The 14,078-nt window shown below is 63.4% G+C and carries 15 protein-coding genes; 8 read left to right on the plus strand and 7 right to left on the minus strand.

The window, feature by feature from the left end; genetic code table 11:
* Positions 1-86 precede the first annotated feature (86 nt).
* Entirely contained in the window at positions 87-377 is a 291-nt protein-coding gene (locus ACODSO_RS13450; protein ID WP_082898163.1) for a 4a-hydroxytetrahydrobiopterin dehydratase, read from the plus strand.
* Here ACODSO_RS13450 and ACODSO_RS13455 read toward each other — a convergent pair.
* Entirely contained in the window at positions 319-1,545 is a 1,227-nt protein-coding gene (locus tag ACODSO_RS13455) for a mannosyltransferase (RefSeq protein WP_489037333.1), read from the minus strand. The genes ACODSO_RS13450 and ACODSO_RS13455 overlap by 59 nt on opposite strands.
* 288 nt (positions 1,546-1,833) lie before the next feature.
* Between ACODSO_RS13455 and ACODSO_RS13460 the strand changes: the two genes are divergently transcribed.
* Both ACODSO_RS13460 and ACODSO_RS13465 read left to right on the plus strand, forming a co-directional pair.
* Entirely contained in the window at positions 1,834-2,646 is an 813-nt protein-coding gene (locus tag ACODSO_RS13460; protein ID WP_068381734.1) for an Rv1157c family protein, read from the plus strand.
* 103 nt (positions 2,647-2,749) lie between these two features.
* Positions 2,750-3,931 (plus strand): MFS transporter, encoded by a 1,182-nt coding sequence (locus tag ACODSO_RS13465; RefSeq protein ID WP_489037334.1) that lies wholly within the window; start codon positions 2,750-2,752, stop codon positions 3,929-3,931.
* 52 nt (positions 3,932-3,983) lie between these two features.
* Here ACODSO_RS13465 and ACODSO_RS13470 read toward each other — a convergent pair whose 3' ends face one another.
* The gene (locus ACODSO_RS13470; RefSeq protein WP_489037335.1) at positions 3,984-4,703 is read right to left on the minus strand and encodes a DUF1906 domain-containing protein; all 720 of its coding nucleotides are present in this window, start codon (positions 4,701-4,703) and stop codon (positions 3,984-3,986) included.
* Between the two features lie 167 nt (positions 4,704-4,870).
* On the opposite strand from ACODSO_RS13470, the gene ACODSO_RS13475 reads away from it, so the two are divergent.
* The 4 genes from ACODSO_RS13475 (at position 4,871) to ACODSO_RS13490 (ending at position 8,636) form a co-directional block, all read left to right on the plus strand.
* Entirely contained in the window at positions 4,871-5,449 is a 579-nt protein-coding gene (locus ACODSO_RS13475) for a TerD family protein (RefSeq protein WP_068381694.1), read from the plus strand.
* A gap of 106 nt (positions 5,450-5,555) precedes the next feature.
* Positions 5,556-6,365 (plus strand): hypothetical protein, encoded by an 810-nt coding sequence (locus ACODSO_RS13480; RefSeq protein WP_489037336.1) that lies wholly within the window; start codon positions 5,556-5,558, stop codon positions 6,363-6,365.
* A 51-nt stretch (positions 6,366-6,416) separates the two neighbouring features.
* A complete protein-coding gene (locus tag ACODSO_RS13485) occupies positions 6,417-7,718 on the plus strand; it encodes a WS/DGAT domain-containing protein (protein ID WP_489037337.1) in 1,302 nt (433 codons plus the stop codon).
* Between the two features lie 63 nt (positions 7,719-7,781).
* The gene (locus tag ACODSO_RS13490; RefSeq protein ID WP_489037338.1) at positions 7,782-8,636 is read left to right on the plus strand and encodes a PE-PPE domain-containing protein; all 855 of its coding nucleotides are present in this window, start codon (positions 7,782-7,784) and stop codon (positions 8,634-8,636) included.
* On the opposite strand, the gene ACODSO_RS13495 is transcribed toward ACODSO_RS13490, so the two are convergent.
* From ACODSO_RS13495 to ACODSO_RS13510, 4 genes are all read right to left on the minus strand, one after another.
* Positions 8,637-9,107 (minus strand): SRPBCC family protein, encoded by a 471-nt coding sequence (locus ACODSO_RS13495; protein WP_489037339.1) that lies wholly within the window; start codon positions 9,105-9,107, stop codon positions 8,637-8,639.
* A gap of 13 nt (positions 9,108-9,120) precedes the next feature.
* On the minus strand, positions 9,121-9,486 hold the full coding sequence (locus ACODSO_RS13500; protein WP_489037340.1) for a VOC family protein: 366 nt from the start codon (positions 9,484-9,486) through the stop codon (positions 9,121-9,123).
* 115 nt (positions 9,487-9,601) lie between these two features.
* Positions 9,602-10,555, minus strand: coding sequence for an alpha/beta hydrolase (locus ACODSO_RS13505; RefSeq protein ID WP_068381678.1), 954 nt, complete (start codon positions 10,553-10,555; stop codon positions 9,602-9,604).
* Between the two features lie 82 nt (positions 10,556-10,637).
* Positions 10,638-12,524 carry an alpha-amylase family protein gene (locus ACODSO_RS13510; protein WP_489037341.1) on the minus strand — a complete coding sequence of 629 codons (1,887 nt, stop codon included), beginning with the start codon at positions 12,522-12,524 and terminating at the stop codon, positions 10,638-10,640.
* Positions 12,525-12,559: 35 nt separating this feature from the next.
* Here ACODSO_RS13510 and ACODSO_RS13515 point away from each other — a divergent pair, with 35 nt between their 5' ends.
* Positions 12,560-13,516 (plus strand): SDR family NAD(P)-dependent oxidoreductase, encoded by a 957-nt coding sequence (locus tag ACODSO_RS13515; protein ID WP_489037342.1) that lies wholly within the window; start codon positions 12,560-12,562, stop codon positions 13,514-13,516.
* Between the two features lie 50 nt (positions 13,517-13,566).
* Here the strand turns inward: ACODSO_RS13515 and ACODSO_RS13520 are convergent, their stop codons facing one another.
* On the minus strand, positions 13,567-13,992 hold the full coding sequence (locus tag ACODSO_RS13520) for a helix-turn-helix transcriptional regulator (RefSeq protein WP_489037419.1): 426 nt from the start codon (positions 13,990-13,992) through the stop codon (positions 13,567-13,569).
* Positions 13,993-14,078: the final 86 nt, after the last annotated feature.

Consider the following 14,078-nt stretch of genomic DNA (forward strand, 5'->3'; position numbering starts at 1 on the left):
TGCGGAGTGAGAATCAGGCACGCGAGCGGAGCCTGCGGAGTGAGAATCAGGCACGGCGCTGCCCGTGGGGTGACACGATCGGTTGCATGACGAATCTACTGTCCAACGCCGAGATCGATGACGCTCTCACCGGGTTGCCGGAGTGGACTCTCGACCGCAGGTCGATCACCCGGACGGTCGAGTTGCCGACGTTTCCGGTTGCCATCGAGTTCGTTTCGCGCGTTGCCGCGGCTGCAGAGGCTGCCGACCACCATCCGGACATCGACATCAGGTGGCGCAAACTCCACTTCACGTTGTCGACTCACTCCGAGGGCGGTCTCACGCAGAAGGACGTGCGTTTGGCTCACGAGATCGATTCCCTTCTTCCCGACGACTGATCCTGCCCCTGCCGAGAAAGATGGTCCATCCGTAGACCAACAGGACGCCGAGCATGTCGACGGCTCCGAGCCAGGCCAGCACTCCCGGCCTCGATACGAGCCAGATCGACTCCTGGAAAAAGCTGAGTACCCAGGGAACGCCGACGACCGTGGTGACAAGCCAGTACCCGGCAACGAGCCGGGTGCCGAGCAGGTGTCGATCGGGTCCGTGTAGCAGCCACACGAGCAGTGGCAGCACCCACACCCAGTGGTGTGACCAGGAGATCGGCGATACCGACAACCCCAGCAGCTGGACGATGATCAGCGTTCCGAGTCGATCGTCGCGCCGCAGCGCCCGCCAGGCGAGGAACGCAAGAACAGCGACAACGAGCACTGCCACCATCCATGCAGCGCCGGTGTCCACGTCGCGCCCCACGATGCGGCTCATCGCGCCGCGCAGCGACTGGTTCCACACCGATCCCACCGGGCCGATTCGGTCCGCGTCGCCGAGCAGTGTCGTGAAGTAGGTCGACGCCTGGTTGCCCAGCACCAGGTAGCTGACAGCGACCGTGATCGCGAAGGCGACTGCGGAGAACGCGGCTGCCTTCCAGCGCTTGGTCGCGAGGAAGTAGAGGCCGGTGATGGCCGGAGTCAGTTTGATCCCGGCGATGAATCCGATCAACCCGCCCGCCAGCCACCACCTGGAACTACGGATCGCGACGATGGCACCGAGTACAAGGAAGACGTTGACCTGCCCGTAGTCCAGTGTCGTACGCACCGGCTCGGTCCAGAGTGCCAACGCGGTCCACAGCATCACGATTCGTGTCCACCGCGACGAACGGGCGACATCGTCGCCGACCACGAGCCCGATACTGAGCTTGATCAGGACGAACAGCGCGATCATCGTGGCGATTTGCCAGCACACGCCGACGAACGAGAACGGCAGATAGTGCAGCGGGAAGAACACGAGCGCCGCGAACGGTGGGTAGGTGAACGGAAGCGGAAAGTCCGGCGTCTCCTTCGAGTATGTGAAGTCGTAGAGATCGTCGCGGAGCAGAGCTGCCGAGCCGTCGACGTAGACGTGCAGGTCGACGAGGTTCATTCCATTGGGCGTCGCAAAGGCCCAGACGAATCGCGCGAGTACCGACAGGGCCAGCAGGAACGGGGCATATCGAACCAGGCGGTTCACGTTTGTCTGCTCCCGTGGTGAGTCGAAAGTGCGGATCGACAGCCGAGCCTATAGGCAAGCCCGAATCGGGCTGAACGAGCGGTTCACAGAATCAAAACCGGCCGCTGCTCAATAGTCACAAATAACATTTGCATCACCAACCACACTATTCACTTCAGTAACAGGCTATTGTCCGTTTGCAGCAAAGGGTGACATCGGCTGTACAACGTTGGGTCCGATACATAGAGTGACCCCTCGAGCCAGCAACCGATTGACGGCCCGCTTTTCGATCAGGATGGGGAATATCAAGTGCTTCGTACCGGGGTAACGCGCAGGACCGTCACCGTTGCAGCTGTGGCATTGGCTGCCGTGCTGACGGCGCCGGCTCTGGCGTCAGCAGAACCAGCACCACCGGCCGCGGAGCTCCCTCCGTTCTTCCTCCCTACCCCTGATCAGCCGCTCCCCGACTACGCGCAGATCGAAGCACTCGCCTCGTTCGCTCCCGCAATCCTCGGTGCGGCTGCCGGTCCCACGGACGTCGCCGCTGCTCCCCAGGCCGATCTCCTCGGCCAAGCACGCGCACTCCTGGAAAGCTCGGCATTGCCGGACTCGGTCAAGTCCACCCTCGAGAGGGTCATCACGTTCCTCGACGGATCCGGCGGCGGCGGCCCCGAGCTACCTCCCTCCGACGGACCGGTCATTGCACAGTTCCTGTACCCGACCATCGGTAAGGGCTGCATCTCGGACAGCGCGGATTCCGTCGGCACTGCCCTCGCCGTTCCCGGTCCTGCAACACTTCCCCCTCCCGGTCCGCCGGCAGGCCAGGCAGGCTTCGTGTTCACTGCGCTGGGCACCGCACCCATCGCGCAGACCCAAGAAGCGCCGCTGACTGTCACGTGGCTCAACCTCGACAACCGCCGCACCGGCACACAGGACCTGACGGGCGCATCCAACATCAATCCTGACGGCCCGGCGACCCTGTCTGCCATCGCCGACACCGGTCCGGGCCGAGTACTCGCCGTCGTATCGGGCTCGATCACCACGCAGTCGAAGGAAGATCCCGCGGCTCCGTCCCGCACCTGTGGTTTCCTGCCGACGATCGGGACCGTGTACGTCCCCTGAGCCAGTGCCCCTCCACCCGTGACCTCTGCCCGATTGCGTCTGACCCATTGCCTCTGAGCCATAGCCTCTGACCCACACGGCTTGGAGGCAGTAGGGTCTGCTCGTGAGCAGACCACTCGCCTTCGTGGCGATCACCTACGCCTTTGCGGTCGCGATGATGGGCACGACGATGCCCACCCCGGTGTACTCGTTCTATCAGGCGGAATTCGGCTTCTCGGTGTTCGTGGTGACGATCATCTTCGCCGCCTACGCGCTCGGTGTGCTGGCGGCACTTCTGGCTTTCGGCCGCTGGTCGGATTCCCTTGGCAGACGGCCACTTCTGCTCGCAGGAGTGGCGCTCGGCATTGCGAGTGCGCTCGTGTTCGTCTTCGCCGGTTCACTCACCGCACTGCTGATCGGACGAGTCCTGTCCGGGTTGTCGGCAGGCATCTTCGTCGGCACCGCGACAGTCACGCTCGTCGAACTCGTTCCGGACAAGTGGCGCTCGAAAGCCCCCGCGATAGCAACCGCCGCCAACATCGGTGGTCTCGGGCTGGGACCGCTCGTCGCCGGAGTGCTCGTGCAATACCTGCCCGAGCCGACCCACCTGACGTTCGTCGTGGACATCGGGCTACTGGTGGTCGCCGGTATCGCTGTCTACTTCGTGCCGGAGCCCGTAGCAGTCGCCCGGGGTGCACGGCCACACATGCAGCGACTGTCCATACCTGCGCCCATCCGCGGCACCTTCGTTCGCGCGGCCATCGGCGGCTTCGCCGGTTTCGCGGTGCTCGGCCTGTTCACCGGCGTCTCCCCCGGGTTCATGACGCAAGTCCTCGGGATCGACAATCACGCCGTCGGTGGCGTGGTCGTGTTTCTGACCTTCGCGTCCTCGGCTACGGCTCAGATCGTCTTTCGCGGGCTCGGCGCCGAGTTCGCGCTACGTGCGGGATGCGTAGTGCTGATTCTCGGAGTGAGCGCGCTGTGTTTGTCACTACTGCTGACTTCGCTGCCCCTGCTTGTCGTGGCCGCCGTGGTGTGCGGTATCGGACAGGGCGTCACGTTCAGCAAAGGCATGGCGTCGGTGACCGCAGAACTACCGGGCGACCGGCGTGCGGAGGTCACCTCGACGTTCTTCGTCGTGCTCTACATCGCGATTTCGGTACCCGTGATCGGCGCGGGCGCCGCTGCGAGTGCCTGGGGGCTCGTCACCGCGGGTGTCGTCTTTTCCGCAGCGGTGGCCGCACTTGCGCTCGTTTCCTTGATTCTGTTGCTCGCCGAATCCAGAAATCACCAAAGAGCGAATTGACGCCGACTCGAATTACGTCGATGTCATGTGTGACGATTTCTTTCGTGGACAATCACGCCAGCGACCACTGTCCGTAATCGGACTTCAGAATTACATTGATGTCGACACCGATTCCGTCGATCTTTGCCTTGTCTATCTGCACCTGATGAAGATGGGCTTTCGGGTGTCGATATCCCGCGGGTGTCCCCCAATTGTGCTGCCAATACCACTGACCGAGACCCGCAATCGACGCCAGTTCGATGGTCGGAGAATTCGCGTAGATCCCGGTGTTCTCCGGTCCGACGACGGACTCCCAGCCGAGGATGTACGGCGCGATCATGGTCGCGAACTGCACTGCCGTCGGGTTGTCGTCGATGGATACGTAGATCGGGCGGCCCTCCGGCCCACCTGCGGCCCGGTGCAGTTCCACGCCACGCTTGGCATGCTTGACGCCTGCGGCGAATCCACCCTTCCAGTCCGAAGTCGCACCCTTCCCGAACTGGTAGTTGGACACCACTTCCAGGCCTGCCTCGGTGAGTGCGTCCGCCTCGTCGCGCTTCATCGGCTTACCCAGCATCCATTGCGCATCTGGCCTTCGATCGGACACGTAACGGATGGCCCCTAGATGGCCGGCCGCGCGGATCGACTCCGGTGAGGGCACACCACCGGAGTAATCGACGAGGGTTCCCAGTCCGTCCGCGCCTGCGACGCTGGCATTGACTGCGGCCAGGCCAAGGGCCGCCGCCGACCCTACTGCGGCGTACTTGAACAAATCTCGTCGCGATACGTGCACGTGAGTCCCCACATCGATTGCGCATCCGGCGTGTCGTCGGCAATTACAACGACAGCCCTGATACTTTTTTCGGTTTCGGTATTTCACCACATTCACTCCAGCACCGCCAGTCACATCTCTCTCAGCCATTACCCTGGAGAGCACACCGCGAGAGAAGGAGCAAACACATGGGCGTCACCCTGGCCAAGGGCGGAAACGTTTCACTGTCGAAGGAAGCCCCCAACCTCACCTCTGTGTCCATCGGCCTCGGATGGGATGTGCGGAGTACCACCGGCGGTGACTTCGACCTCGATGCCAGTGCCATCGGGCTCGGACCGGACAAGAAGTCGGCCGGCGACCTCTTCTTCGTCTTCTACAACAACCTTCGATCCCCCGACGGGGCCATCGAGCACACCGGCGACAACCGCACGGGCGAAGGCGAGGGCGACGACGAGAGCATCAACGTCGACCTGGTTGCGCTGTCCCCCGAGATCGATTCGATCATCTTTCCCGTCTCCATCCACGACGCCGATGTTCTGGGCCAGAACTTCGGCCAGGTGATCAACGCATTCATCCGCGTCGTCGATCGGTCCGACGGACGTGAGCTCGCCCGTTTCGATCTCACCGAGGATGCGTCGACCGAGACCGCGATGGTATTCGGGGAGCTCTATCGACGCGGCCAGGAATGGAAGTTCCGGGCCATCGGTCAGGGCTATGCATCGGGCCTCGTCGGGATCGTTCGGGACTACGGAATCAGTGCCAGCTGACGTATCGATTGAATAACCGTGCAGTCCTGGGCTTGAGAAGTCGAAAGAGTATGTGGTCCTATCACCACATTCGTAACTTTGATCTCATGAGTCACAGGAGTCACATATGTCTCGTCGCTACAGCCGTTTCGCGGGAAAGCGCAGTCGTTTCGCAGGGAAAGTAGCCCTGCCCTTCGCTGCACTGACGTGTGCCGCCTTGCTGGCCGTTCCCGCGACTGCGGCAGCGGATCCGGCCCCGGCTGAACCCGTCGGCGTGGATTCGGTGTCGCAGGCTGCCGCCGAGGCCATCGCAGCGACCCGCACCGACGTCGCGGAAGCCACCGATGCCAATCCACTCGCGGCGCTCGACGCCGTCAACAAGATCCTGACCGACTTCGGCATCACGCCGTTCTTCTACCCGACGGCGGCCATCAACTGCGCCGCAGCTCCCGGCACTCCGCTCGGCATCGTCCCCGGCGTCGCAGGCGGCGCGGCCGGACCGTGGCCGAACCTGACGATTCCGGCGCCCATCGCACTCCCCGCACTGAACGCGGTGGAGAAGGGCGAGACGATGTTCGCCTTCGTGCCCGCAGGAATCGTCGACGACTCGGGTGACAAGACCGGTATGCAGGTGGCCTGGTTCAACGTCAATACCTTCCAGGGCGGATTCGCCGACATGGGCGGAGCGACCGCCACGCTGGTCGACTCGGTCTTGGCCAACCTGGACGTGCTGCCGTTCGTCAAGGATGCGATCCGCGGACCGTTGACCGAAGCGCTGTCCGCGCTTCCCGCAGCAGGCGCCCGCGCAGTCCCGGTCGAGACCGGAACCGGCACCGTCCTCGCCGCTGTATTCGGCACCGTGAACCACAAGGCAGTCGACGGCAGCGACAAGAGCTGCTTCTTCTTCCCGACGGTCGGGTTGGTCAACGTCGCCTGATCGAAACGTTCGTCATCCGTCCGTGCATCGACTTCGAGATACCCTCGGTCGATGCACGGACGTTTGCATCCGACCGACGCTCAGACCTACTGGATGTCCACCAAGATCCCTAACGATCAGTTCCTGCTGTACTGCTTCGACACCGACGCAACAGCCGGGTCCGTGCGCGCCGGCCTACTCGACAACGCACGCAGGGTCGAGGAACTGAGTCTGCGAATAGTCGACGCGCCACTGACGCTGGGCTATCCACGTCTCGAGTCCACTCCAATCGACGACGGCCATATCCTCGTGCACGCCAGCCCGGGCAGCTGGAATTACTGCACGAGCAGGGTCGCCGAGCTGTTTTCCCGGCAGCTCGATCAACACGAAACAGTCTGGCGCCTACACCTTTTCGATCACGTCACCGAGTCTCCACGATGCGACGGGCCCGCTTTGGTTGCTGTACTTCAGCTTTCACACGCGTTGGGCGACGGCCGCATCGCCTCCGCCCTCGCCCGTCGGTTGTTCGGTGATCGCCGAGAGCGTGCGACCGAGACGGTCGATCGGGGACTGTTTCGAATCCGCGAGCTCATCCGAAGATCGACTCGCGCACAGGAATTGGAACACGCCCTCGTCGCCGACACGGATTCTGGAGCGGTAGCTCCGCAAGCGCCTGGCCGACGACTGACCCGCGTGAACGTTGCCCCGTCGGGCCTCACCTCGGTGCGGTGCGTCGTACGTGACAGATCCGAGCTCACCGCGTCGGGAATCAGTGTCACGGTGGGTGCATCCACCGCGATCTCTCTTGCCCTCTCCCGATATCTGGCCCTGCACGGCGACGAGGTGCCGGCAGGTCTCGGCGCGGAGATCACCCTCGCCAAACCCGGTCCGCGACGAGCACGCAACCATTTTCGCAACGCCGGCGTCGACCTTCTTCCGATGATCGAGGATCTCCCCAGCCGCGCTCGTGCGATTGCAGTAGCGCTGTCGGATCGACGAGCCCGAGCCGAACACCCGGCGATGGAGGCGCAGAGTCTGGCAACAGAAATGGTGCCCGCAATTTTGCTGCACTGGGGTATCCGTCAGTTCGACGTGACCGCTGTTCCGGATACGGTCACCGGAAACACCGTCGTGTCGAGCGTGGCGCGCGGTGACGACGACCTTCACCTCGGCGGCGGTCGGGTTCGATTCACCGCCGGATTCCCAGCGCTCTCCCCGGTCATGGGGCTCACCCACGGAGTCCACGGAATCGGCGACGCCGTGACACTGAGCGTGACGTCCTCGGAGTCTGCGATGGACGATCCCGATGTGTACGAGACGCTACTGAGCGGCGCAGTGGACGACGTCGCGCACGCGTTCTCGCGCCTGCCCTGATTGCCAGAGTCTTCTCAGGGTCGACCGGGCACGCGTCTCAGGATGATCATTCACAGTGTGTATATGACGCACATGACGGTTCTGGCGGTCGGTGGCACAGGTGAGTCCCACCCGGACGACCATCGGACCGAAGTGACCGGCCTGCTGCGCCATGCGACCGATGCGCTCGACCCACGATTCACTAGCCGGTGGATCGGCTACCCAGCGTCGTACGGTCCGGTCGCGGCGGGTGGCCTCAGTTATCGACAGAGCACGCAGGTGGGGGTCCGACGATTGATCGCTGCAGTCCGCGACACCGAAGGTCCGATTGCTCTGATCGGATATTCGCAGGGAAGCTCGGTCGTCCGCGAAGTGCTCGGCCTGATGGCGTCGGGTGAACTGACTGCGCCTTCGGTGATCGCCGCCGGGCTGATCTCTGATCCGCAGCAACCTGCGGGCGCCGTGGCCGCATGCCAGGGCCGAGGCGTCGCGGGCATCGGACCGGCGTGGCCCGATGCAGTCCAGGTGATGTGGATCGGGCACCCGCACGACATGATCTGCAACGCCAGTGACGACAGCTTCATCCGGGACATCGCAGACCTCACCCGGTGGATGTCGTTTCGAACGACGACACTGTGGCGACATCACCTTTGGGAACTCGCCCGCACCAACAGCTTCCAGAACGCCGCGAAAACTCGCCTGTCACCGCGGCAGTGGGTTCGTGATGCGCGACGCCTGCGCGTTGCGGCGAGGGAGCTGGCCGGGTATCTCCCGAGCTCACTGACGTGGCGGAGCTACCGAGTGTCCAACCCGGCCGGGGACCGGCATATCGCCTACGCGAGCGAGCCGCTCGACTCGAGCGGACTGACTGGCTGCCAGATCCTGGCTCAGTGGCTGCAAGTGAATGCCACCGTCGGAAGCTACGAACTTGCGGCCTGATCAGGCCTTCTCTGCCTCGACCTTCAATTGGGCGAGGCCCTTCTCGAAGTCTTTGCCGACCATCTTGTCCATCGAATAGACCTTGCCGACGAGTCGGAACAGCAAATTGCTCTTCCCAGTCATCGCCCAGGTGACCTCGGAACCGTTCGGCCCCGGATCGATCGTGAACGTGATGACGTTCTGAGCTTTGAACGGCTTGGTGAACACCAGATCCAGTACGACGATCTGGCCCGGCTTCGAATCGGTGACGACCATGCTGCCAGCACCGGCCTTCCGATTGCCGGACCAGGCGTACGACGCACCGACGCCTGAGTCCGGACCGGTGTAGGTGCGCTTCATATCGGGATCGATGTCTTCCCACGGCGACCAACTCCGCCACTTCTGGAAGTTCTCCAGCAACGAGTGAATCTTCTCCGGCGATGCATGGATCACCGTCGAGCGTTCGACCAGGAAGCTGTTGTCCGATGCCATGTGCGAATAATAGTCAGTCGCGCCGACATAGGCAGAACAAGTGGCCGACCGGATCGCGGAACACAGCGAAACCCGGATGGTTCTCGTTGCCTTCGATCTTTCTCGCGCCGATCCCGAGGACGTATTGCTCGGTCGACTCCATGTCGTCGACGACGAAATCGAGGTGGATCTTGACGCCGTGCGCGGGCCACTCGATCGGAACGAAGTCAGTGGCCCGCTGGAATGCAAGGCGCAACTCCCCAGGGCCCTGCAGCACCGCCCAGTCGCCGTCCGAACGGGCGATCTCCCAGCCGAGCACTTGCCGGTAGAAGTCCATCAGCGCCGCCGGATCGGGGCAGTCGAGAACTGTGTAATCCATGTCGATCTTCGGAGCCGTCATGGCTCTCGACCCTAGCCGCCGACGCGGCCCGACACAGGGAGGTCACGACAGACGAATGGCACGGTGCTAAGCCTGAGGCGTTGCATCGTGCCATTCGTGCAGAAATCGGAACCGGTTACTGGCCGAACGCTGGTGCGAAGGTGGAGAACCATGCGTCGTGCAGGTGCGCTTCCCAGAAGTTCCACCAGTGCGTTCCGGTGCCGGTGATGCGAACCTGCGGGTTGACTCCGGCTGCACGCAGGGCCGTCACGTAGGTGGTGCTGCTGAGACCGGAGGCGGTTTCCAGCGGGACCATCTGAGCGAACTTGACCGGGTCGAAGCTGGCGCTGACCGGGTTGACGGTCGGGTCGGTCGATGGCGAGCCCGTACCTGCGGAGACGAAGACGGAGGTGTTGCGGAGCGCGCCGACATTCAACACCGGATCGTTGGCGAACCAGGAAGCCGACGGCCACGCGCCCCACATGTTGCGGGCGTTTCCGCCCATTTCGCCGACCGAGACCTGAATGCCCTGGGCGTATCCGGGGCTGCTGGCCGTCGGGTAGCCGCTGAACGACGCGACTGCCGTGTAGAAGTCGGGGTGATGGGCTGCAAGATTGAGCGCCGAGGTGCCGCTCATGGACAGACCCGCAATGGCGTTGTTGACGCCGTCACTGCCGAACTGGTCGGCCATGACCGGAGGCAGTTCCTGAGTGAGGAAGGTTTCCCACTTCACGACACCGAGCTTGGGGTCGGGGCGCTCCCAGTCGGTGTAGAACGTTCCGCCGCCGCCGTAAGGGATGACCACGTTGACGTGCTTGTCGGCGAAGAACTGCTCGACATCGGTCTCGATGAGCCAGCCGTTGTTGTTGTCCGGCGCGCGCAAACCGTCGAGCAGGTAGATCGTGGGCGCGGGGCCACCACCGGCGGCCTTCAAGACCTTGACCGGGATGTCCTTGTTCATCGCATCCGAGTGGACATAGACCAGAGCCGAGTCCGCTTGCGCGACGCCAGTGCCAACGAAAATGGCTCCGAGCGCTGCGATCAACACGGTCACGAGTCCCAGCGTCAAGCTGCGGGCACGAGAAAACATCAAACAATCCCTATCGTCGAATCGAACCGACCTTCGGGAGGCAGGGTAACAGGGAAATAACGTCGATGCTCGATTGTGACTTTCACACGATCCACAGAGCCGCGTACGGCGGGACCCACACGATCCCGTCGCGCTGCGACAGGTCGTGTCCGGTGAGCACCTCGGTCGGATCGGTCAGGCCGAGCTCGTACAGCTGCGCGTGCGGGAACGGGCGATCGTGTCCGGTGACGTTGAAGACGCCGACGAACGTTCCGCTCGGGTGGCGGCGCTGCAGCACCAACAGTCCGTCGTCGGAATCGGCGAGGACCGCTACGGGCGCCTCCGAGTGCAGCATCGCGAGGCCCTTCCGCACGCGGGCGATGTGCGCAATCCCGTCGAACACTCGTTGCGCGTCGCTCCCCTGCTCGAACCGTCGCGCGCGGTCTTCATCGGTGACGCGGGGGCGATGAACCCAGCGATTGTCGTTCTCGTGGCCCGGTTCGCTCGCCCAGTCGGGGTCTCCCGGCGAGCCGATTTCGTCGCCGCTCCACACGACGGGAATTCCGCCCCATGCCGCGACAACCGCGTGCGCCAGGAAGAGTCGCGCGAACCCGCCGTCGGGATCCTTCCTCGACGGGCCGAGCCCGCTCAACGCGGCGGCGGTACCGCTGATCCGACGATCCCCTGTTTCTGGATTGTATTGGAATACAAGACCTTCCGACCAGGAACCGTCGAATTCTCCCGAGTACCAGTCCGCCAGGAAATGTCGGTGTCCCACCCCGGTGATGCCGCGTGCTGCGGCGTCACCGTCGTCGATCGCCCACCCGATGTCATCGTGACAACGCACGTACGTCACCCACGTCCCGCTGGGCGGTGTCGGTGGCAGTGCCGCCAGCGCGTGACGCGCCAGATCCGTGCTGCCCGAAGCCAGCATCGACCATATCTGCACCATCAAACTGTTGTGATAGGCGATGTCGGACACCCGCCCTGTGTGCCGACCTATCCCCAAGTACGGCATCAGATCTCGTGGGCCGACTATCGCCTCGGCCTTGAAGAGTGTGGCCGGCGCAGCCAGACGACACGTGGTGCGCAACGCCTGCGTGATCGCATGCACCTCGGGCTGGTTCTGACAGTTCGTTCCGAGCCTCTTCCACAGGAACGCGATGGCGTCGAGCCGCAGCACCTCGATTCCCAGATTTGCCAGATGCATGACTATGCCGGCAAATTCGAGGAGCACGTCGGGGTTCGACCAGTCCAGGTCCCACTGCCATTCGTTGAACGTGGTCCATACCCATTCGTCCAACTCGGGGTCCAAGGAGAAGCTGCCAGGCGCAAAGTCCGGGAACACCTCGGGGAGGGTGCGCTCGAACGAATCGGGAGTCTCACGATCGGGGTAGATGTGGAAGTAGTCCCGGTACCTCGGATCTCCACTGCGAGCTTTGACCGCCCATTCATGTTCGCGTGCAACATGATTGAGCACAAGGTCGACAACAGGACTGATGCCACGTTCCCGCAGGGAAGTCGCCAGGTCGCGCAGATCATCGGTGGTGCCCAAGTCAGGACGCACGACCCCGAAGTCCATCACCGCGTACCCGCCGTCGTTGTCCCCCGGTCGCGGCTTCAGCAGAGGCATCAGGTGCAGGTAGGTGACGCCCAGATCGGTGAGGTGATCGAGCCGCTCACCGAGCCCCTTCAGCGTCGTTCCGTAGCGATCGACGTAGCAGGCGTATCCGAACATGTCCGGTCGTTGGAACCAGTCGGGCGCCAGCAGCCGACGTTGATCCAGGAGGTGAAGTTCGTCCGAACGGTCAGCGAAGCCACGGGCAGCCACCTCGACGAGTCGGGCCGCGACGTCGTCGGGATTGCCGTAGAGCGCAGTGACGGCATCGTGGAGGTCAGGCCACCACTGTTCGAGTCTCAGTTGGAAGCTCTGGCGCCGGTGGGTGGGTAGTGTCGCGAGGGTCTCGAGTGCTGCCTCGGAAAGCGCCATACATGCATGATGGCATGAGCGGGTATCAAGGACTCATGACCTCCGTGAAGAGCATCCTCGATACCCTTCTCGACCGAGCTGTCGTTCCTGGCTACTCGCGCATCGGTTCGTTCGTGCGTAGCCAGTTCTGGGGCGCCGACCCAGCACCGTTTGCCGAACCGATCGACGTCGTCGTTACCGGAGGCAGTTCCGGGCTCGGGGCCGCGACCGCAATGTCGCTGGCGAAACTGGGGGCTCGCGTCCATATCGTCGGACGTTCCCGTGAGAGGTTGGAAAAATCCGCCGGCGAGATTCATGCTGCTGCCGTCGGACCGGTCGTCGTACATCGTTGTGATGTCAGTGATCTCGATTCCGTGGCCGAATTCGTCAACGCTCTCACCTCCGAGTTGACCGGCCTACACGCCGTTGTGCATTGCGCTGGAGTCATGCCGAACAAGCGCATCGCGACGGCGCAAAATCACGAAATGGCGTTCGCGACGCATGTGCTGGGGCCAGTCGCGATGACGGTCGGGCTCAGGGAACTGTTCGACGCCGGATCTCGAGTCATTTTCGTGTCGAGCGCCGGAATGTACACGGCACCGTTGACGACGCAGGATTTCGAATACGCCTCCGGAAAGTACTCGGGCCACACTGCCTATGCACGGACGAAGCGAATGCAGGTGGTCGTGGCCGAACAACTCGCCGAGCGGCTGGTCGGCGAGCACGACCCGGTAGTGCACAGCATGCACCCCGGATGGGCCGCGACGCCCGGCGTCACCGAGTCGAGCCCGGTCTTCGGCAGCCTGATGAAGCCCATTCTTCGTACCGCCAGGGAGGGAGCCGACACCGTCGTCTGGCTCGTATCCGGGGACGAGGCGCTGACCAGCACCGGGAAGTTCTGGCACGACCGTGCCGTGCGACCCACCCACTACCCGTCGTGGCGGAAAGACTCACCCGAGGCGCGGGACGCGTTGTGGGCATCCGTGGTCGACGCGACGGGAATCGACGTTTGATGGGTTCGTGGCTCCGCCACACTGGCACGGTTGAGTGCGTTGGGGTGCACTTAACCGTGCCACTGGCCCGGAGGGCCCCTTCCCACGTCGCGCCGATCAGGTCGATGCGGCGCTGACGGCCTCGGGTCTCGATTCCTGATCGGTCTGGTCACCTGCTTGGCGACGCACGACGGGATTCCCGCGGCCTCGTCCGACGACAGCTTCTTGTAGGTGCTCGGCGGCATTCCGACCAGTTCGGTGAAACGTGTGCTGAACGTGCCGAGCGAGGAGCATCCGACCTCGAAGCACACGTCGGTGACGCTGAGATCGCCACGCCGCAGCAGTGCCATCGCCCGCTCGATCCGCCTCGTCATCAGATAGGAGTAGGGCGACTCGCCGTAGGCCAGCTTGAACTGTCGGCTGAGGTAGCCAGCGGAGACGTTCACGCCGCGGGCAAGAGCCTCGACATCGAGAGGCTGCGCATACTCGCGATCCATCCGGTCCCGCACGCGTCGCAGACGCACGAGATCCTTGCGCCGCTCGGCAGAGATGGATTCGGAACTCACCTGGCTGATCGTTTCAC

The organism is Rhodococcus sp. FG69, from assembly GCF_057808915.1.

Coding starts and splice junctions, on each gene's coding strand:
- ACODSO_RS13450 (WP_082898163.1), top strand. CDS start 87: ATGACGAATCTACTGTCCAACGCCGAGATCGATGACGCTCTCACCGGG.
- ACODSO_RS13475 (WP_068381694.1), top strand. CDS start 4,871: ATGGGCGTCACCCTGGCCAAGGGCGGAAACGTTTCACTGTCGAAGGAA.
- ACODSO_RS13480 (WP_489037336.1), top strand. CDS start 5,556: ATGTCTCGTCGCTACAGCCGTTTCGCGGGAAAGCGCAGTCGTTTCGCA.
- ACODSO_RS13485 (WP_489037337.1), top strand. CDS start 6,417: ATGCACGGACGTTTGCATCCGACCGACGCTCAGACCTACTGGATGTCC.
- ACODSO_RS13490 (WP_489037338.1), top strand. CDS start 7,782: ATGACGCACATGACGGTTCTGGCGGTCGGTGGCACAGGTGAGTCCCAC.
- ACODSO_RS13495 (WP_489037339.1), bottom strand. CDS start 9,107: ATGGCATCGGACAACAGCTTCCTGGTCGAACGCTCGACGGTGATCCAT.
- ACODSO_RS13500 (WP_489037340.1), bottom strand. CDS start 9,486: ATGACGGCTCCGAAGATCGACATGGATTACACAGTTCTCGACTGCCCC.
- ACODSO_RS13505 (WP_068381678.1), bottom strand. CDS start 10,555: ATGTTTTCTCGTGCCCGCAGCTTGACGCTGGGACTCGTGACCGTGTTG.
- ACODSO_RS13510 (WP_489037341.1), bottom strand. CDS start 12,524: ATGGCGCTTTCCGAGGCAGCACTCGAGACCCTCGCGACACTACCCACC.
- ACODSO_RS13515 (WP_489037342.1), top strand. CDS start 12,560: ATGACCTCCGTGAAGAGCATCCTCGATACCCTTCTCGACCGAGCTGTC.
- ACODSO_RS13520 (WP_489037419.1), bottom strand. CDS start 13,992: ATGGATCGCGAGTATGCGCAGCCTCTCGATGTCGAGGCTCTTGCCCGC.